20 protein-coding genes and 1 rRNA gene are annotated in these 17,426 nt (G+C 72.8%); 8 read left to right on the top strand and 13 right to left on the bottom strand.

What is annotated here, in order from left to right:
• The gene (locus tag VEL82_02535; GenBank protein ID HXW66743.1) at positions 1–714 is read right to left on the bottom strand and encodes an ABC transporter ATP-binding protein; all 714 of its coding nucleotides are present in this window, start codon (positions 712–714) and stop codon (positions 1–3) included.
• A 126-nt stretch (positions 715–840) separates the two neighbouring features.
• On the opposite strand from VEL82_02535, the gene VEL82_02530 reads away from it, so the two are divergent.
• Positions 841–1,560 carry a class I SAM-dependent methyltransferase gene (locus VEL82_02530; GenBank protein HXW66742.1) on the top strand — a complete coding sequence of 240 codons (720 nt, stop codon included), beginning with the start codon at positions 841–843 and terminating at the stop codon, positions 1,558–1,560.
• 67 nt (positions 1,561–1,627) lie between these two features.
• Positions 1,628–2,035, top strand: coding sequence for a nuclear transport factor 2 family protein (locus tag VEL82_02525; GenBank protein ID HXW66741.1), 408 nt, complete (start codon positions 1,628–1,630; stop codon positions 2,033–2,035).
• Between the two features lie 31 nt (positions 2,036–2,066).
• On the opposite strand, the gene VEL82_02520 is transcribed toward VEL82_02525, so the two are convergent.
• Positions 2,067–3,125 carry an NAD-binding protein gene (locus tag VEL82_02520; GenBank protein HXW66740.1) on the bottom strand — a complete coding sequence of 353 codons (1,059 nt, stop codon included), beginning with the start codon at positions 3,123–3,125 and terminating at the stop codon, positions 2,067–2,069.
• A 150-nt stretch (positions 3,126–3,275) separates the two neighbouring features.
• Between VEL82_02520 and VEL82_02515 the strand changes: the two genes are divergently transcribed.
• Entirely contained in the window at positions 3,276–3,494 is a 219-nt protein-coding gene (locus tag VEL82_02515) for a DNA-directed RNA polymerase subunit K (GenBank protein ID HXW66739.1), read from the top strand.
• Here the strand turns inward: VEL82_02515 and mtnP are convergent.
• From mtnP to VEL82_02480, 7 genes are read right to left on the bottom strand one after another with little or no spacing between them, the layout of a single operon-like run.
• Positions 3,491–4,285, bottom strand: a complete 795-nt coding sequence (mtnP, locus tag VEL82_02510) for an S-methyl-5'-thioadenosine phosphorylase (protein HXW66738.1) — start codon at positions 4,283–4,285, stop codon at positions 3,491–3,493. The two genes, VEL82_02515 and mtnP, sit on opposite strands and share 4 nt — an antisense overlap.
• Positions 4,282–4,938, bottom strand: coding sequence for a hypothetical protein (locus tag VEL82_02505; protein HXW66737.1), 657 nt, complete (start codon positions 4,936–4,938; stop codon positions 4,282–4,284). The genes mtnP and VEL82_02505 overlap by 4 nt, the downstream gene beginning before the upstream one ends.
• The gene (locus VEL82_02500; protein ID HXW66736.1) at positions 4,910–5,194 is read right to left on the bottom strand and encodes a DUF357 domain-containing protein; all 285 of its coding nucleotides are present in this window, start codon (positions 5,192–5,194) and stop codon (positions 4,910–4,912) included. Before VEL82_02500 ends, VEL82_02505 begins: the two co-directional genes overlap by 29 nt.
• A gap of 48 nt (positions 5,195–5,242) precedes the next feature.
• Complete coding sequence (fsa, locus tag VEL82_02495; protein ID HXW66735.1) at positions 5,243–5,890, bottom strand: fructose-6-phosphate aldolase; 648 nt, start codon at positions 5,888–5,890, stop codon at positions 5,243–5,245.
• A gap of 27 nt (positions 5,891–5,917) precedes the next feature.
• Positions 5,918–6,871 carry a transketolase C-terminal domain-containing protein gene (locus VEL82_02490; protein HXW66734.1) on the bottom strand — a complete coding sequence of 318 codons (954 nt, stop codon included), beginning with the start codon at positions 6,869–6,871 and terminating at the stop codon, positions 5,918–5,920.
• Positions 6,868–7,722, bottom strand: a complete 855-nt coding sequence (locus VEL82_02485; GenBank protein ID HXW66733.1) for a transketolase — start codon at positions 7,720–7,722, stop codon at positions 6,868–6,870. Before VEL82_02485 ends, VEL82_02490 begins: the two co-directional genes overlap by 4 nt.
• Before the next feature lie 25 nt (positions 7,723–7,747).
• A complete protein-coding gene (locus tag VEL82_02480) occupies positions 7,748–8,665 on the bottom strand; it encodes a deoxyribonuclease IV (protein ID HXW66732.1) in 918 nt (305 codons plus the stop codon).
• Between the two features lie 192 nt (positions 8,666–8,857).
• On the opposite strand from VEL82_02480, the gene VEL82_02475 reads away from it, so the two are divergent.
• The 3 genes from VEL82_02475 to VEL82_02465 are packed head-to-tail and all read left to right on the top strand — an operon-like array spanning position 8,858 to position 11,499.
• Positions 8,858–9,709: a hypothetical protein gene (locus tag VEL82_02475; protein ID HXW66731.1), complete on the top strand. Its 852-nt coding sequence runs from the start codon at positions 8,858–8,860 to the stop codon at positions 9,707–9,709.
• Complete coding sequence (locus VEL82_02470; GenBank protein ID HXW66730.1) at positions 9,706–10,881, top strand: glycosyltransferase family 2 protein; 1,176 nt, start codon at positions 9,706–9,708, stop codon at positions 10,879–10,881. Before VEL82_02475 ends, VEL82_02470 begins: the two co-directional genes overlap by 4 nt.
• Positions 10,882–10,926: 45 nt before the next feature.
• On the top strand, positions 10,927–11,499 hold the full coding sequence (locus VEL82_02465; GenBank protein ID HXW66729.1) for a DUF1697 domain-containing protein: 573 nt from the start codon (positions 10,927–10,929) through the stop codon (positions 11,497–11,499).
• On the opposite strand, the gene rrf is transcribed toward VEL82_02465, so the two are convergent.
• Positions 11,494–11,615, bottom strand: a 5S ribosomal RNA gene (rrf, locus tag VEL82_02460). The genes VEL82_02465 and rrf overlap by 6 nt on opposite strands.
• Positions 11,616–11,738: 123 nt before the next feature.
• Between rrf and VEL82_02455 the strand changes: the two genes are divergently transcribed.
• A complete protein-coding gene (locus tag VEL82_02455; GenBank protein HXW66728.1) occupies positions 11,739–14,168 on the top strand; it encodes a M1 family metallopeptidase in 2,430 nt (809 codons plus the stop codon).
• On the opposite strand, the gene VEL82_02450 is transcribed toward VEL82_02455, so the two are convergent.
• Positions 14,165–14,608, bottom strand: a complete 444-nt coding sequence (locus VEL82_02450; GenBank protein HXW66727.1) for a PaaI family thioesterase — start codon at positions 14,606–14,608, stop codon at positions 14,165–14,167. The genes VEL82_02455 and VEL82_02450 overlap by 4 nt on opposite strands.
• A gap of 91 nt (positions 14,609–14,699) precedes the next feature.
• Here VEL82_02450 and mvaD point away from each other — a divergent pair, with 91 nt between their 5' ends.
• Positions 14,700–15,776, top strand: a complete 1,077-nt coding sequence (mvaD, locus tag VEL82_02445) for a diphosphomevalonate decarboxylase (protein HXW66726.1) — start codon at positions 14,700–14,702, stop codon at positions 15,774–15,776.
• On the opposite strand, the gene VEL82_02440 is transcribed toward mvaD, so the two are convergent.
• Together VEL82_02440 and VEL82_02435 are read right to left on the bottom strand one after the other, a co-directional pair.
• Positions 15,718–16,554, bottom strand: a complete 837-nt coding sequence (locus VEL82_02440) for a Phenylacetic acid catabolic protein (GenBank protein ID HXW66725.1) — start codon at positions 16,552–16,554, stop codon at positions 15,718–15,720. The genes mvaD and VEL82_02440 overlap by 59 nt on opposite strands.
• Before the next feature lie 20 nt (positions 16,555–16,574).
• The gene (locus VEL82_02435) at positions 16,575–17,357 is read right to left on the bottom strand and encodes an enoyl-CoA hydratase/isomerase family protein (GenBank protein ID HXW66724.1); all 783 of its coding nucleotides are present in this window, start codon (positions 17,355–17,357) and stop codon (positions 16,575–16,577) included.
• Positions 17,358–17,426 lie beyond the last annotated feature (69 nt).

The raw sequence follows: 17,426 nt of genomic DNA, 5'->3' as shown, positions 1-17,426 counted from the left end.
CTACGACTCGAGGCGCCCGTCGCGCATCCGCACGGTGCGGTCGCACGCGCTCGCGACCGACGGGTCGTGGGTCACGATGACGATCGTCTGGTGGTGGGTCTGGTTGAGCTCCCGCAGGAGCCGCGTGACCTGGTGGGAGTCCTCCTCGTCGAGGTTGCCGGTCGGCTCGTCCGCCCAGACGATCGCCGGCCGTCCGACGAGCGCCCGCGCGAGCGAGACGCGCTGCTGCTGCCCGCCCGATAGCTCGGCGGGACGGCGGTCGAGCCGCTCGCCGAGGCCGAGCTCGCCCAGGATCGTGCGGGCGCGCTCGCGCGCCTCCCGACCGGGGACGCCCGCGATCAACAGGGGCATCTCGACGTTCTCGGTCGCGGTGAGCACGGGGAGGAGGTTGTACGACTGGAAGACGAACCCCACCCGGCGCGCGCGATACTCGCTCTTCGTCCGGTCGTCCATCGACTGGAGGTCGACGCCCTCCAGGGTGATCTGGCCCCGGCTCACGTCGTCGAGCCCCGAGAAGCAGTTGAGGAAGGTCGTCTTGCCCGAGCCGCTCGGGCCCATGACGGCGAGCATCTTGCCGCGGGGGATCGAGATGTTGATCGCCCGCAGCGCGACCACCTCGGTCTCGCCGCTCCCGTAGACCTTCCAGACGTCCTTGCCGATGACCACGGGCCCGTCCGGCTCCGGGGGCGCGGGTGCGATCGGCGCGTCCGGCATGGGGTCACCGTCCGGTGCCCCGTAGCCCGTGCTCTTCATGAAACTGGCCCGGCCTCGCCCCCGGCTCGCGATGGGGGACCCGGGGAGGCGAGGGGTCCATATGGTATGCGCACTCATCCGCATGCGATGGCCCCGAGCCGCGACCCGAAGACGATCGTGCGGACCGGGTTCAACGTCGTCTCGAGGACCTACTGGCCCTCGGGCGCGCCGAGCGACGCGTTCGGCCACACGCTTCGGATGCACCGCGACTGGCTCGAGCCGCTCGTCCGCCGGCTCCGCCGGGGCGCCGCGGTGCTCGACCTGGGCTGTGGCTGCGGGGTGCCGGACGCCCAGCTGCTCTCGGAGCGCTTCCGCGTCACGGGCGTCGACATCTCGGACGTGCAGATCGCCCGGGCCCGTCGGCTCGTCCCGGGCGCGCGGTTCCTGCGCGCGGACATGACCGAGGTCGTGCTGCCGACCGGGACGTTCGGCGGCGTCGTCTGCCTCTACGCGCTCGTCCACGTCCCCGTCGACGAGCAGCCCCGCCTCCTCGCCAAGGTCCACCGGTGGCTCGAGGAGGAGGGCCTCTTCCTCGTCACGACCGGCGCGACCGCCTGGACGGGCATCGAGGAGGGCTGGCTGGGCTCGAATGCGCCGATGTACTGGAGCCAGGCCGACGCGACGACGTACGCCGCCTGGCTCGAGGACGCGGGCTTCCGCGTCCTTCGGCGCGAGCTCGTCGACGCCGGTCGCGGCCGCCAAGCCCTGTTCCTCGCCCAAAAGGACGCGGGAGGCCCCGCGGGGCCCGGCGCCCGCGCGAGCGCGCTCGCGCCGCCCTCGGCGGGGACGCGGGAAAGTAGAATCTAGCCGAACGCGATGTCCCCTCTGCGCGGCACAGGCTCGCCGGGCCGCGTCGGGGGTGGGGGGGACGGCGGTGGTCGAGTCCGACACGGCCCGCATCGCCCTCAAGTTCGTGAACGAGATCAACCGCCACGACGTCGAGAGCCTGCTCGCCCTGCTCTCCGACGACCACCTGCTCGTCGACGCCGACGGCCAGGAGGTCCGGGGCCGGGAGCGGATCGCGGAGGCATGGCGCGCCCGCTTCCGCGAGTGCCCCGACTACCACCTCGGGGTCAAGGAGTGGTTCCAGAACGGACGGGTCGTCGCGATGTTCGGCACCGCGAGCGGGACCACCGCCGTCGGCGAGCAGCTGCCGGCCGAGAACCGCTGGCGCGTGCCCGCGGCCTGGCGCGCGGTCGTCCGGGACCGGCAGATCGTCCAGTGGCAGTCGTTCCTCGACCGGGGACCGATCGTCAAGGGGCGGGCCGCGGCGCCCGCCTGAGCCGACGCGCCCGGACCGGGCCGCCCGGCGCCTACCGGCCCTGCGGCACGCCGATCCAGCGCTGGAGCCGGTGCAGGTTCGGGATCGTCCCGACGACGATCAGCGCGTCGCCCGGCTGGAAGCGGAAGCTGCTCGGCGGGTTCAGCACGGTCGTGAACTCCCCGTCCGCCGTCGCACGGGCGTAGCCGATGACGAGGCAGTCCGAGGCCCGCCGCACGAGCGCCTCGGCCTCGGCGAGACCCTGGGTCGAGATCGGGGTCCGCTCGCTCAGGACGAACTCCTCCATGTCGGCCCCGTACTCGGTCGTCGTCAGGTCCTCGACCATGTTCGCGACCTCGGGGCGGAACGCCGCGTCGGCGCACAGCCGGCCCGCCATCTCGCTCGGCGAGGCGACGTAGGTGACCCCGGCCGCCTTGAGCGTCTGCTTGAGCTCGGGACGGCCGACCGAGACCACGATGCGGATGCGCGGGTTCAGCGCCCGAGCGTTCAGCGCGGCGATGAGCGTGGTCGTGTCGTCGCCGGTCGCCACGACGACCGAGTGCGCCCCGGCGACGTTGACCCGCTTGAGGATGTCCACGTCCCCGGGCGCCCCGAAGGTCGCGAACAGCTGCTTGTCGCTCGCGAGCGAGCGGAGCGTCGTGACGTCGGCCGAGCTCTCCGCGACGACCGCCACCTTCTCGCCCTGGGCGAGGAGCTCGCGGATCGCGGCGCGACCCACCGCCGAGTAGCCGAGGACGATGATGTGGTCGGCGAAGTCGGTGCCGAACGTGCCGAGCACGCGGTGCTGCGACTCCTCCGACACCGTCGCGATCACGATCGAGACGAGGTAGGCGCCGAGGAACACCTCGATCGCCGCGACCCCGATCGTGAAGAGGCGGGCGTCGGCGTTCGTCGGGACGACGTCGCCGTAGCCGATCGTGGAGAGCGTGACCATCGCCCAGTAGAACGAGGTCAGCAGCTGGCCCGGCTGGTAGCCCTCGAGCAGGTAGAAGCCGAGCGCGGCCCCGACGAAGACGGCGACGTACGCCGCCAGGAACTTCCACAGTCGCCGCAGGAGCCGGGCGGCGTAGGCGAACCGTAGCGACGGCACCGGCGGCGCAGCCCGCCCGGCCGCCTAATGCTTTGCGGCCGCGCGAGGTCGCGGGCGCGTGCGCGCGCGCCGCAAGGCGTAAATACGGTGCCCCGAGTGGCCGAGCCCCTGAGCGCGTCGGTGGTTCCCGCGATTTCGGGGAGTGGACCCTTGCCCGAGCAACCGGTACCGGCTCCCCTCGCCGCGGCCGAGTTCACTCGCTTCGAGCGCGCGCGCATCCTCGGAGCCCGTGCCCTGCAGATCTCGCTCGGGGCGCCGATCCTCATCGACGTCGCCCCGACCCTCGTCGATCCGGTCGAGATCGCCGAGCTCGAGTTCGCGGCCGACCGGATCCCGATCACCGTGCGGCGCGGACCGCGCTCGAGCTAGATCGCGGCGTCATCGAGCGATCGGGCGCACCGGCACGTCGGCGCGTGCGCGGTCTCGGGCAGCAGCCGGGCGAGGAGGCGTCCCATCCTCTCGGCGTTGCGGCGCATCACCGCCACGATCTCCTGGGCGGCGACCGGACGCTCCGCCCAGACGTCGAAGTCGGTGACCATCGCCAGGCAGACGTAGCAGATCGCCCGCTCCCGCGCGAGCGTGACCTCGGGGACGAGCGTCATGCCGATCACGTCGGCGAGCGTGCGGAAGAACGACGACTCCGCCCGCGTGCTGAAGCGCGGGCCCTCGACGCACACGTAGGTCTTGCCCGAGGCGAACGGCACCCCGACCTCCTCGCCGGCGCGGACGGCGGCCGCGCCGAGGTCCGGGCAGAACGGGTCGGCGAGCGAGACGTGGAAGACCCGGCCCCCCTCGAAGAACGTGGTCGGCCGCGACCTCGTGAAGTCGACGAACTGGCTCGGCAGCACGAACGTTCCGGGCGGGAGCGCCTCCGACAGCGAGCCGACGCTGTTGATCGCGAGGATCGCGTCGGCGCCGAGGGCCCGCAGGGCGTCGACGTTCGCGCGGTAGTTCACGCGGTGCGGAGGGATCGTGTGATCGGGGCCGTGGCGGGCGAGGAAGAGGACGCGCAGACCGCCGATCATCCCCTCCTCGATCGCATCGCTGGGGGCGCCCCACGGGGTGGCGAGGCGGTGGGTCGTCGTGGGCCCGTCCCCGAAGATCCCGCGGATCCCGGAGCCGCCGATGACGGCGATCGTGCCCCGGGGCGCGACGCTCACGGCGCCCCCGCGCCGTCCGACGGACGGGCGCGGGCGAGGAAGCGGGCCATGACGACCTCGCCCCGCGTCCGCTCGAGCAGCGCGCGCGCGGTGTCCTGCTTCGGCTTGAGCGGGACGATCGCGCGGGTCGTGTCGAAGCGCAGCAGCGAGCGCGTGAGCCGCTCCATCAGGGCGAGGTCCGCCTCCGCGCCGGCGACGTCGTCGCGGCCGAGGCGGTCCAGCACGCGGCGGCGCACCTCCCCGACGACGTCGCCGAGCCCGAGCAGGTAGGGCTCGGGATCGACGCCGAGCTCGCTGGGGCCCGGCAGCGTCTGTCCTGCCGCGATCGAGCCGAGGAGCACCGCCTCGACCGCCTCCTGGAAGGCGTCGAGCGCGAGGGGCTCGTCGCCCCGGCCCTCGCGGTGCAGCCAGTCGGCGAGGTCGGCCATGCCGCGGCGGACCTCGCTCAGCTCGACGCTCGCGGCCCCGTTCGCGTGGAGGCGCACCATCGTGCCCTGGGCCAGCCGGCGCAGGCGCCGCGCCCGTTCGTAGAGGTCCTCGCGGCGCAGCTCGCGCTGGCGCAGGTGCGCCTCGATCGTGGCGAGGACCGGCTCCGGAACGCCGGTCGACCGCGCCGGGGCCTCGCTACCGGAAGAGGGTGAACCGTCGGTCATCGTCACCTCCGTCCAGGAGGCCGAGGCGCACCCCGGCGTCGAGCCAGCCGTGGGCGTAGCTCGCGGCCGCGAGGGCGCGGTCGGCGTCGCCGGCCGCCGAGAAGTGCTCCGCGTCGGACAGGTAGGCGCGCGCCATCTGCAGGACGTCGTCGGAGGCCCCGCGCAGGAACGACCGGGCCGGGGGGGCGGCCGAGACCCGCTCGAGGGCCTCGCGCGTGAGCCGGAGGTACTTCTCGAGGAGCGACGGGTCCGACACCGGCGCCGGGCAAGGGCGCGGGCCGTATAATCCGTGGGGGCCCGCCCCTCAGCCCTTCGGCACCTTCTCCCAGTCCTTGAGGAAGCGCGCGAGCCCGAGGTCGGTCAGCGGATGCTGGACGAGCTTTTCCATGACGGAATAGGGCATCGTCGCGATGTCGGCGCCGATCTTCGCCGCCTCGAGGACGTGGATCGGATGCCGGACGCTCGCGACCAGGACCTTCGTCCCGAACGCGTAGTTGCGGTAGATGGTGACGATCTCCCGGATCAGGTCCATGCCGACCTGGCCCTGGTCGTCGAGCCGCCCGATGAACGGGCTGACGTAGGCCGCGCCGACCTTGGCCGCCAGCAGCGCCTGGTTCGCGCTGAAGACGAGGGTCATGTTGACCCGCGTCCCCTCGCTCGAGAGGACCTTGGTCGCGCGCAGGCCCGCCGGCGTCATCGGCACCTTCACGTAGATCGACGGGTGGATCGTCCGCAGGTGGCGGCCCTCCCGGAGCATGCCGTCCGTGTCGGTGGCCACGACCTCGGCCGAGACGCTCGGGACGCCGAGCGCGCAGACCTCGCGCAGCACGTCCTCGAACCGGCGGCCCTCCTTCGCGACGAGGCTCGGGTTCGTGGTGACCCCGTCCAGGATCCCGATCTCCCACATCGTCCGGATCTCGGTCACGCTCGCCGTGTCGAGGAACAGCTGCATCGTCCGCCGGCCGTCAGGCGCTCCCTCTCATTGTACCTTGCCCCGCAGCCGGAGGAGCTCCCACGCCTCGTCCCGGATGCGCTCGCGGGACATGCCGTAGCGGTCGAGCAGCGCCCAGGGCTCCCCGGACTCCCCGAAGACGTCGGGGACCCCGACGCGGCGGACCGGGACCGGGTAGTTCTCCGACGTCGTCGCGGCGACGAGCGCCCCGACGCCCGTGAGGACCGTGTGCTCCTCGAGGACCAGGATCGCGCCGGTGTCGCGCGCGGCGCGCAGGAGCGCCGGCTCGTCGAACGGCTTGACGGAGGCGAAGTCGAGCACGCGGGTCGAGACGCCGACCTGGGCGAGCTCGGCGGCGACCTCGAGCCCGCGCGCGACCAGGGCGCCCACCGCCACGATCGTGAGGTCGGTCCCCGCGCGCAGCTCGGCCGCGCGTCCGATCGCGAACGTCCCGTCGGTGACGGTCGGCAGGTTCTCCCGGGTCAGACGTACGTACGCTGGTCCGTCCCGCTCGGCGACCGCGAACGTCGCGGCCCGGCTGGTCGGCGCGTCCGCGGGCACGATCACGGTCATGCCGGGGAGGCCGCGCATGAGGCCGATGTCCTCGACGATCTGATGGGTCCCGCCGTCGGCGCCAACGAGGAGGCCGCCGTGGGTGGCGACGATCTTGACGTTCGCCCGGTTGTAGCAGATCGACTGGCGCACGAAGTTGTAGGCCTGGCCGGCGGCGAACACCGCGAAGGTGCTCGCATAGACCGTCCGGCCGCCGAGGCTTATGCCGGCGGCCATGCTCATCATCGTTGGCTCCATCACGCCGACGTTGTAGAAGCGCTCGGGAAACTTCTGGCCGAAGAGCATCGTGCGCGTCGAGCCGGAGAGGTCGGCATCGAAGACGACGAGCCTCGGATCGCGCTCGCCGAGCTCGACGAGCGCCCTGCCGTAGGCGTCGCGCAGGCTCTCAGGCTTGGCGGCGCCGCTCATCGGCGCACCTGCGGCGCGACGACCCCGAGCTCCGAGAGCGCCCGCTCCGCCTCGGCCTGGTTGGGCGCCTTGCCGTGCCAGGTGTGGGTGTTCTCCATGAACGAGACGCCTTTGCCCTTGACCGTCCGCGCGACGATCGCGGTCGGGCCCTCGCTGTATCGCCGCGCGTCCGCCAGCGCGCCGAGGATCTGGCGGAAGTCGTGGCCGTCGATCTCGACCGTGCGATAGCGGAAGGCCCGGAACTTGTCGGCGATCGGCTCGATGCCGAGGATCGCCTCGGTCGACCCGTCGGTCTCGTAGCCGTTGCGGTCGAGGATCACGCAGAGGTTCCCGAGACGGTAGTGGCCGCCGGCCATCAGCGCCTCCCAGGTCGGACCGGCCTGGCACTCGCCGTCCCCCAGGACGGCGTAGACCCGGCTCGGTCGGTTGTCGAGCCGCGCGCCGAGCGCCATCCCGACCGCCATCCCGACCCCCTGCCCGAGGCAACCGGTCGCGACCTCGATCGCCGGCAGCTTCGTCCGGTCGACGTGACCCTGGAGCCGGCTCCCGAGCCGGCGCAGGGTCAGGAGCTCTTCCCGCGGCAGGTAGCCGCGAAGGCTGAGGGCCGCATAGAGCGCCGGGGCGGCGTGCCCCTTCGAGAGCACCAGGCGGTCGCGGTCCGGGTCGTCCGGATGGGCGGGGTCGATCCGCAGCTCGTGGAAGACGAGCGCCGTCAGCAGGTCCGTGACCGAGAGGCTTCCGCCGGGGTGACCGCTCCCCGCGGCGTACGTCATCCGGATGATGTCGCGGCGGATCTCGAGCGCGGTCGATTGGAGGGTCTCCAGAAGGGTCGCCGGAACGTCCTCCCCCATGCGCGGCCGCGCGAGGAGGGGCGAGCTATTTGACGGTTGAGGAACTCGTCGAGCGACGCCGCCCCCGGGGGCGCGCCGTCGCGGGTCGCGCGGCGCCGGCGAGGAGGGAGCGCAGGGTCGCGAGGTCGGCGGCGTAGCGTGCGTAGTCGTCGCCGTCGAGCGGGGTCTCGAGATATCCCGGGACCTCGGCCCACGCCGGGTCGTTGACGAGCTGACGGAACCCCTCGACCCCGATCTCCCCGCGGCCGATGTTCTCGTGGCGGTCGAGATGCGAGCCCAACGGCGACTTCGCGTCGTTGAGGTGGAATGCCCGCACCGCCGTCCGGCCGATCGTCGCGTCGATCCGATCGCGCAGGCGACCGTAGCCGGCCTCGTCCCGGAAGTCGTTGCCCGCGGCGAAGAGGTGGCAGGTGTCCAGCGTCACCCCGAGCCGGCCCGGTGCGTCCACGGCGGCGAGGACGCGCGCCAGCTCTTCGAGCGTCGAGCAGAGCGCGGTCCCCTGGCCCGCCGCGTTCTCGAGGAGCAGGTGAACGCGCACGTCGGGGAGCCGCGCGACGGCGTCGGCGAGGCTCTCGGCGATCGTCGCGAGGCCCGCGTCGATCCCCGAGCCGAGATGGGCGCCGGGGTGGAAGATCAGGCCGTTCACCCCGAGCATCTCCGCCCGGCCGATCTCGTCCCAGAACGCGCGGCGCGATCGCTTGAGCGTCGCGGATTTCGGGCTCGCGAGGTTGATGAGGTAGCCGTGGTGGACCGCGGTGGCGCGGATTCCCTCGGCGACGACCGCCCCCCGGAATGCCGTCGCCGCGTCGGGCGAGAGCGGCGGCCCGCTCCACATCTGAGGGCTCTTGGAGAAGATTTGGAGCGACTCGCCCCCGATCCGTCGGAGCTCGCGCACGGCCTCGGGAAGCCCCTCGGCGATGCCGATGTGGGCCCCGAGGTACATCGGCGGTGCGACCGGGCGCGGACGATTAGGCTATCGCCCCGGCTCGGCGGCCGCGGTCGATCGTCTCGCCGGGGCCGCCGCGACGACGGCCCCGCGGCGGAACCGCGCAAAGTATTAAGTTCCCCAAACCGCGAGAATGCTCAAGTGCACGGGCATCGGGCCGACGAGGAGGTTCCGGGACCTCCGCTTCCGATGAACGGCATCGAACCGGCGCGGGACGTGATGGTGACGACGGAGAAGGCGTCTCGCACGCGCGCTCCCCCACGTCGCGCGGAGCCCCCCATCGACGAGGCACCGCCTGCGAGCGCCCCCGACGCGATCGCCTGGGCGGACCCGAGCGAGGTCCTCGCGCAGATCGCCGAGATGGACGAGGAGCTTCGACCCCGACGGGGCCCCGGCGCCACGGGGAAGGCCTCGCCCACCGCACCGGTTCCGACGGCGCAGGACGGCGGCCGAACGCCCGCGCCCGGCTCGGCGGCCGGGACGACTCCGGCGGGGGACGTGAGCCCGTACCTCGCCCAGCGGATCGACTACGCAAGCGCCTCGGTGAGCGAGATCGGCGAGGGCTTGCGGGAGATGGACGAGCGCTGGCACGACCTCCACCAGGCCGCCGAACGGCTCGAGGCGGAGCTCGGAAAGGCCGCGCGCGAGATCGATTTCCTCCACCGTGGCCCGACGCCGGACCCGGCGGACTCGCCGGGTCTTGCCGCGAGCGCGACCGACGCGCGCCGCGGGCCCGCGAGCGTCCGCGCTCCGACCGCCGCGCAGTACGGTAATTTCACCGCCGAGCGCTACAATCGGACGATCGACGACCTGAAGGCGCGCCGCCGGGCGATCGTGGCCTGGACGGTCGCCATCGCGGCCGGCATCAGCGGCGTTCTCGTGGCGCTGTCGATCATCGCACGCGAACCGACCCCGCCGATCTGGCTGGCGGCGCTCCCGGGCGTCTGGCTCGTCCCCGTGCCGTTCTTCGTCGTGTCGTTCCTCGCGACCCAGCGGGTCCTGCGCCGCAACCACCTCAACGTGGCGACGGGGGAGCCGTGAGGTCGACCACGGTCCTCTTCCAGATCACCGCGATCGGGAAGAACGTCGGCGCGCTCGAGGAGAGCGCCCGCTCCGTCCTCTACTGGGCGCGCCACACGGCCCGGCTCGCCTACCGGATCGAGGTGTGGCTGGTCGTCGAGCCCGAGGGCTACGCGACGTCCCCGGCCGTCTATGAGGCGCTGCGCCGCGACGGCGTGCGGATCCTGGTCGTGCCCCGTAGCTACGCGACGCCGCTCGGCACGTCGGGCAAGGCCCGCGCGCTCCAGTTCGCCGTCGAGCGCCGCCAGGCGCTGGGCCTCTCGGGCCCGGCCACCTGGGTGTACCACCAGGACGAGGAGACGTGCGTCGGCCAGGATACCCTCCTCGGGATCTCCGACTTCGTCCAGCAGGACCGGCTAAAGGTCGGCGTCGGCGTGATCCTCTACCCGATCGACTGGGCCGGGACCCCGAGCCACATCCAGGAGCTGACGCGCACCTACGATGACTTTCGCGTCCTCGACTCGATGACCCTGCCCGCCAACCCGACCGCCGGCTTCCACGGCTCGCACATCCTCATCCGCTCGGACGTCGAGGACGAGGTCGGATGGGACGCGGTCGGCTACGCGCCCGCCGAGGACCTCACGTTCGAGATCCGGGCGCGCGCCCGCTTCGGCGCCGTCTTCGGGGTGCTCAAGGGCTTCGCCTACGAGAAGGGGGCGTTCTCGCTGGCCGACCAACTCCGCCAGCGCCGCCGCTGGGTCCACGGGATCCTCTTCGCGCTCCATCGCTCGCGCGAGCTGCCGGCCCGCCGTCGGCTCACGCTGCTCTACTCCGCCCTCACCTGGTTCAGCGCGCTGCCGTCGACCCTGGTCCTCGCGTTGAGCCTACAGTTCCGCTACGGCCCGCTGCTCATCGTCACGGGGATCTTCACGGGGTTCGTGTGGGTCTCGATGGCGACCGGCTACCTCGAGGGGTACCGGCTCCACCGCGAGTACCTGCCCCGCTCGATCTCGCGCGGCCGCTTCCTGGCGCACGCCCTCGTCGGCGCGCTCATCGACATCCTCGCACCGTGGTACGCGCTCGCCACGCGACCGTCGCTCGGCGACTTCGTCGCGAAGGACCGCCCGGCGAGCGTCGAGGCCCCCGGGGTCGCGGCGGCGGCCGAGCGCCCCCGGGCGAGCCGGGGCGCCTAGCGCGCCGGCGGATCGGGGCCGCGGCGGGGGAGCGCGCGAGGACCGATGCCCACCTTCGTCGCGCTCTGGCGGGCGGTCAACGTCGGCGGCCGTCTTCTCGACATGGCGCAGCTGCGCGCGGTCGCCACGCGCTGCGGCTTCGCCGACGTCCGCTCGCTCCTTCGCACCGGCAACCTCGTCTTCCGCGCGGACGCCCTCGCGCCCCGCGAGCTCGAGTCCCGGCTCGAGGCGGCGTGCCGTGCGGGCCTCGGCCTCGATGCGCCGGTCGTGGTGCGCGGCGCGGAAGAGCTCCCCGGGATCCGCGCCCGGAACCCGTTTGCGGAGTTCGCCGCGCGCGATCCGTCCCACCTCTTGGTCGTCTTCCTCAAGTCGGCGCCTCCCGCGGCGGTCGCGGCCCGGTTCGCCGCGAGCCTCGCCGGTCCGGAGGCGCTGGGGGCGATCGGGGCTCACGCCTACGTGACGTACCCCGCGGGGATCGGGCGCTCGCACCTCACGCTCGAGCGCATCGAGACGGGCCTCGGCGTCCGGGGGACGGCGCGCAACTGGAACACGCTGCGCCGGCTCGAGGCGATGGCAGGAGCTCCGGACGCGTCTTCCTCGACCGGAGAGGGAGGCTGACAGCTTTCCGCGTTTCCCGTAGGCTCGCGCACTTCAGTACCGCGCGGAACGCCAGCGGGCTTAACTGCCGGGTTCGGAATGGGACCGGGTGTTTCCCCGCCGCTTTGGCCGTCAGCCGAAGGGTGCGACCGATGCGCGATATTTAACCTTGGCACGGAGGCGGCGCCGCGACGCGCGCGGTCCAAAGGTTCATCTCGACCGACCGGTCGTCCTAGCTCTCTCGGGGTAGGTGGAACAAGTTGGATTCGGGGGAACCCCCCTTCGTTCCCGAGTACCGCCTCGACCTCGACGTCGACTTCGCGGGACTCGCCTGGAACGGGGCGGTCGAGTTCGATCTGCCGGACGGCGCGGCCCCGTTCGCCCTCGACGCCGACGGGATCGAGATCACGGAGGTGCGGAGCGGGGGGGCGTCGGTGGACTTCCGGCGCGACGCGGGCGCCCACCGGCTCGAGCTCCCGGCGCTCGGGGCCGGCCCGGTCCGGGTGAGCTTCCGGGGCCGGGTCCTCGAGACCGGCCTCCTCGGCCTCTACCGCTCGCGCCAGGGCGATCGGTACGTGCTGACGACCCAGTGCGAGCCGATCGGCGCGCGACGGATCTTCCCCTGCCTCGACCGGCCGGACCGCAAGAGCCGGATCCTGCTGAAGGTGCGCACCGAACCCGAGCTGCTCGTCGTCTCGAACACGATGGAACGCTCGACCCGCACGGTCGAGGGCCGGCGCGAGTGGACCTTCTACCCGACGCCGTCGATGGCGACGTACCTCTTCTACCTCGGGATCGGCCGGTTTGACCTGCTCGAGGACACGAGCGGGCGGGTCCGCTTCCGGGTCTTCGCCCCCCCCGGCCAGGCGGAGATGGGCCGCTACGGGCTGTCGACCACCCCCCGCGTCCTCGCCGCCTACGAGTCGTACTACGGCATCCCCTACCCGCTGCCCAAGCTCGACCTCGTCTGCATCTCGGAGACGAGCTTCGGCGCGATGGAGAACTGGGGCGCGATCACGTTCCGGGACACGCGGCTCCTCCTCGACGCGTCGACCCGCTCGTTCGCCCGCCGGGACGTGCTCGAGACGATCGCCCACGAGGTCGCGCACATGTGGTTCGGCAACCTCGTGACGATGTCCAGCTGGACCGACATCTGGCTGAGCGAGAGCCTCGCCTCGTTCCTCGAGACCAAGATCTCCGAGCGGCTCGAGCCGGGCCTCGACACCGGCTCGGACTTCTTCCTGCGCGTCGCGGGCACCGGGGCGGCGCTCGACGCGGACTCGCTCAACGCGACGCACCCGGTGCGCGCGGTCGTCGAGCGGCCGGAGGAGATCGCCCAGATCTTCGACGAGATCAGCTACGGCAAGGGCGCGACGCTGATCGCGATGCTCGAGTCGTACCTCGGCGAGGACGTCTTCCGGCGCGGCGTCGCGCGCTACCTCGAGCGGTTCCGCTACGCCAACGCGCGCACGAGCGACCTGTGGGCCGCGCTCTCGGAGGAGAGCGGCGAGCCGATCGGGCCGCTCATGGACCCGTGGCTCGACCGGCCGGGGCTCCCGCTGATCACCGCCCATCGGTCGGCGCACGGCCTCGCGATCGCCCAGCGCCGCTTTGGCTACCACGGCCCGGTCGAGGCGCCGCCCTGGCCGATCCCGCTCGTGGTCGAGGTCGACGGCAAGCGCGATCGGGTCCGCTTCGACACGCCCACGCGCCAGATCCCGGTGCCCGCGGACTCGGTGGTCCACCTCAACCCGGGGGCCGTCGGGTTCTACCGAGTGCTCTATGACCCCGTGCTGTTCGAGCGCCTGCTCGCCGCGCTCCCCGGCCGGCCGCCGGCCGACCGGTGGACCTTCCTCGAGGACCTGGGCGCCTTCGTGCTCTCGGGGGACGTCGACTGGGCGAGCTATGAGCGCGCGGTCCGCACGCTGGGCGAGTCGCCGGATCGGCTCGTCGTCGACGTGCTCGCCGGCACGCTGGGCCCGCTGTCGCTGTTCTTCCCGGACTCGGCGCCGGTCCAGGACCTCGCGCGGTGGTTCTTTTCGAGCCAGTTCGCCCGGCTCGGCCCCCACCGGCGACCGGGGGAGGCCGACAGCGCCGGGATCCTGCGCGAGCGCATCTCCTTCGGCCGCATGCGGATCGACCTCGGCTTCGCGCGCGAGCTCTCCGAGCGCTTCGTCGAGTGGGACCGCCTCGACCCGGACCTCAAGCCGGCCGTCGCCGCGGCCCGCGCGCGCGTCGAGGGGGCTCCGGGCTACCAGGAGCTGCGACGCGCGCTCGAGCGGGACACCTCCGAGGACGAGCGCGCATCGATCGAGCAGGCGCTCGTCTGGTCGAGCGAGCCGGACCTCGTGCGCGCGTCGCTCGACCGGCTCGCCTCGGGCGCCGTGAACCGGGGCCTCCTCCACCTCGTGCTGCGCAACGCCGCCGCGAACCCGGTCGGCCGCCCGGTCCTGTGGCCGTGGCTCGCGGAGCACCTCGGGCGCGTCGACGAGCTCCTGCGGGGCTCGGGCCTGTTGTCGCCGGCGCTCGAGTTCACCGTCCCGATGCTCGGGCTCGGCCGCGCCGAGGAGGTCCGGGGGTTCTTCGCGGCCCATCCGTTCCCCGAGGGTGCCCGCGGCCTCGGGATCGGCCTCGAGCGCCTGGAGATCCTGGAGCGGGCGGTCCCGGTGTTCCGCGCGCTCGGCCGCTAGCGGGCGGGCCCCGCCGGGGGGCGGGGGGCTTCGGGCGACCAGATGTACCAGGTACCGCGGGCCTGACTGAAGCGCTGGCCGTCGTCCCCGACGAGGTTGCCCTCGGCGAACGCGATGTGCCGGCCCCGCCGCAGCACCTCGCCGCGGGCGCTCAGGGTCTCGCCCTCCCGGGCCGCCCGAAGGAACTCGACGTAGAGGCTCGTGGTCGCCGTGGTCTCGCCCGGGCCGAGCAGGGAGACGACGGCGGCGCCCATCGCCGTGTCGAGGATCGTCGCGTAGACGCCGCCGTGGACGACGCCGTTGATGTTGAGGTGCCGGGGCTCGACGCGGCCCGTGACGGTGACGACGCCGCGTCGGCTATGGCGCGGGTCGATGCGGAAGCCGACGACCGCATGGAAGCCGTGGCGGGCCGCGCGCAGCAGATCCGGCGCGGGGGGCACCGGCCGCGGCTCGGGGGCCCTCGCCGGACGCCGCACGGCGCGCCCAGCGGGTCGGCGCGGATAAGTACTGCGCGCGGCCGTGCGACGGCCGATGGCGCGCGCGCGTCCGGGCGCGGCGACGTTCGAGGCGCCGCCGAACATCGCGCTGGTGAAGTACTGGGGCGTGCGGGACCGAGCGCTCGCGCTCCCGTACAACTCGTCGATCTCGGTGAGCCTCGACCGGTTGCGCTCCCGCACGCGCGTCGCCTTCGAGCCGAGCCTCGAGGCGGACGAGGTGGAGATCAACGGCCGCCCGGCCGGGGGCGGACCCCGCGAGGCGGTGGTGAAGTTCCTCGACCGGGTCCGCTCCCTCGCCGGCACGAGCGCGCATGCCGTCGTCAGCTCCGAGAACAACTTCCCGACGGCGAGCGGCCTCGCTTCGAGCGCGAGCGGGTTCGCCGCGCTCGCGGGCGCCGCGACGCGCGCGGCGGGCCTAACGCTCAGCGACCGGTCCCTCGGGCGGCTCGCCCGCTTCGGCTCGGGGAGCGCGTCCCGCTCGATCTTCGGCGGGTTCGTCGAGTGGCGGGCCGGTGCCCGGGCCGATGGACAGGACTGCTACGCTCGCTCGCTCTTCGGACCGACGCACTGGCCGGAGCTGCGCGACGTCGTCGTGCTGGTCCGCGGGGCTCCGACCAAGGCGGTCCGCTCGCAGGACGCGATGCAGGCGACGGTCGCGACGAGCCCCTACTTCGGCGAGCGCCAGCGCGAGCTGCCGGGCCGGATCGCTCGGATCCGCTCGGCGATCGGGGCGCGCGACGCGGAGCGGCTCTTCCCGCTCGTGATGCAGGAGTGCGACAGCTTCCGCTGGGTCTGCGAGACGACGCGCCCGAGCCTCGACTACCTCACGGCGACCTCGCGCGCGGTCCTCGCGCGCGTCCAGGACGAGAACCGGGCCGCCGGCCGCCCGATCGGCGCCTACACGCACGACGCCGGCGCCCACGTCCACGTCTTCACGCTCCGTCGCCACGTGGACCGGCTGCGCCGCTCCTTCGGCGAGGTCCCGGGCGTCGAGCGGACGCTGGAGCTGCGAGCCGGTCCGGGGGCCCGACGGGTCGGCGATGACCGAGCGCTCAGAGCACGCGGCGGTCGAAGTCGGGCGCGGGGAGCTCGAGCCCGATCGAGCGGGTGAGCGCGCTGACCTCCTGGATGTAGCGCGCCCGGGCCTCCTCGTTCGTCCAGCGCTTGAGCCCCCACTCGATGGCGCGGCGGCTCGTCTCGGAGTTCGAGTGGCCGAACATGTCGAGCGCGCGCGGGTACCACTTCGCCACGGCGGCCTGCGCCTCCTCCTTCGAGCCGGCGTAGCGCGGGCCGTCCTGGACCATCCGGCGGAGCACGCTGGCCCCGAAGTTGAGGTGCAGCTGCTCCTCGCTGAGCATCAGCGGCATCGCGCGGGCGAGCGGCCCGTACGAGCACTCCTGGAACGCGCGCAGCTGATAGACGCCGACCCGGTCGACGAAGCAGGTGAAGGCGCCGACGTCCGACCAGGCGTCGAACTTCATGTTGAACGCGTCGAGCTTGTGCTCGCCCTCGCGCTTGGCGAGCAGCTCGTCGATGTACCGCTGCCCGGCCTCGCCGAAGTCCCGGAGGATCCGACACGCCTGGAGCCCGTGGCGCGCCTCGTCCGCGACGATCCGCGCCTCGATCCAGCGGTCCTCCAGGGTCGGCGCGGCGTCGAGCCACGGACGGTGCTGCTGGATCGAGGCGAACTCGGTGTCCGCCTGAACGACCATCAGCTTGACGATGAGCTTGGCCATGTCGTGGTCGAGCTCTTCGGCGCTCTCGAACTTGCGCACGCCCGTGGAACCGCCCCAGAGGATCTCGCGGACCGGCACGACCGTGCCCCCGTCCTTCAGGCTTCCGGCGCCGGCGCGGGCGGCGGGCGGGGGGGCGGGGTTCGGGCCGGACATGATCGCGAGCGCTAGAGGGTTCAGCGTCCCTTAAAGGTGGGGCTCCGCTTCTCCGTGAACGCGCTCAGGCCCTCCTTCGCGTCCTCGGTGACGAACAGCCGGTTCTGCAGCTCGCGCTCGAGGGCGAGCCCCGCGCCGAGCGGCATCTCGATGCCTTCGGCGACCGAGCGCTTGATCAGGCTGACCGCGCGGGACGGGCCGTGGGCGAGCGTGCGCGCGTAGGCCTGCACGTCGCCGGCGAACGACTCCTTCGGATAGACGTAGTTCACGAGGCCGATCGCGAGCGCCTCGTCCGGCGAGATGCGCCTGCCCGTCACCATCAAATCGAGCGCCCGGGCCGTTCCGATGAGACGCGGCAGGCGCTGCGTACCGCCGGTCCCGGGCAGCACCCCCAGCGTCACCTCGGGAAGTCCGATCTGGCCCCCGTCCTTCGCCATCATCCGCAGGTCGCAGGCGAGCGCGATCTCGAGCCCGCCGCCGACCGTGTGGCCGTTGAGGGCGGCGATCACGAGCTTCGGGGTCGCCGCGAGCTTGTTCAGGGTCTCCTGGCAGAACAGGCAGAACATCGCCTTGTAATCCGGCGTGCTCTGCTTGAGCATCTGGATGTCCGCCCCCGCGCTGAAGAAGCCGGGGAGGGTGCTCGCGAGCACGATCACCCGGGCGCTCTCGTCGAAGCGGAACTCGTCGATCGCGGCGTCGAGCTCGCGCATCATCTCGAGGTCGTAGGTGTTGGCCTTCGGCTTGCCGATCTCGATGTAGCCGACGTGATCGTCGATCCGGGTCTGGACGAACTTGCCCTTCATGGTCCCCGGCCCGCCCCCGCGGAGCGGCGCCGTTCCACGCCATTCGCTCCGGCGGATAACGCCGACGCC

The sequence above is a fragment of the Thermoplasmata archaeon genome (assembly GCA_035622275.1).
Taxonomy (GTDB): Archaea; Thermoplasmatota; Thermoplasmata; order Lutacidiplasmatales; family UBA184; genus Lutacidiplasma.
This window is presented reverse-complemented; position numbering and strand designations above follow the sequence as displayed.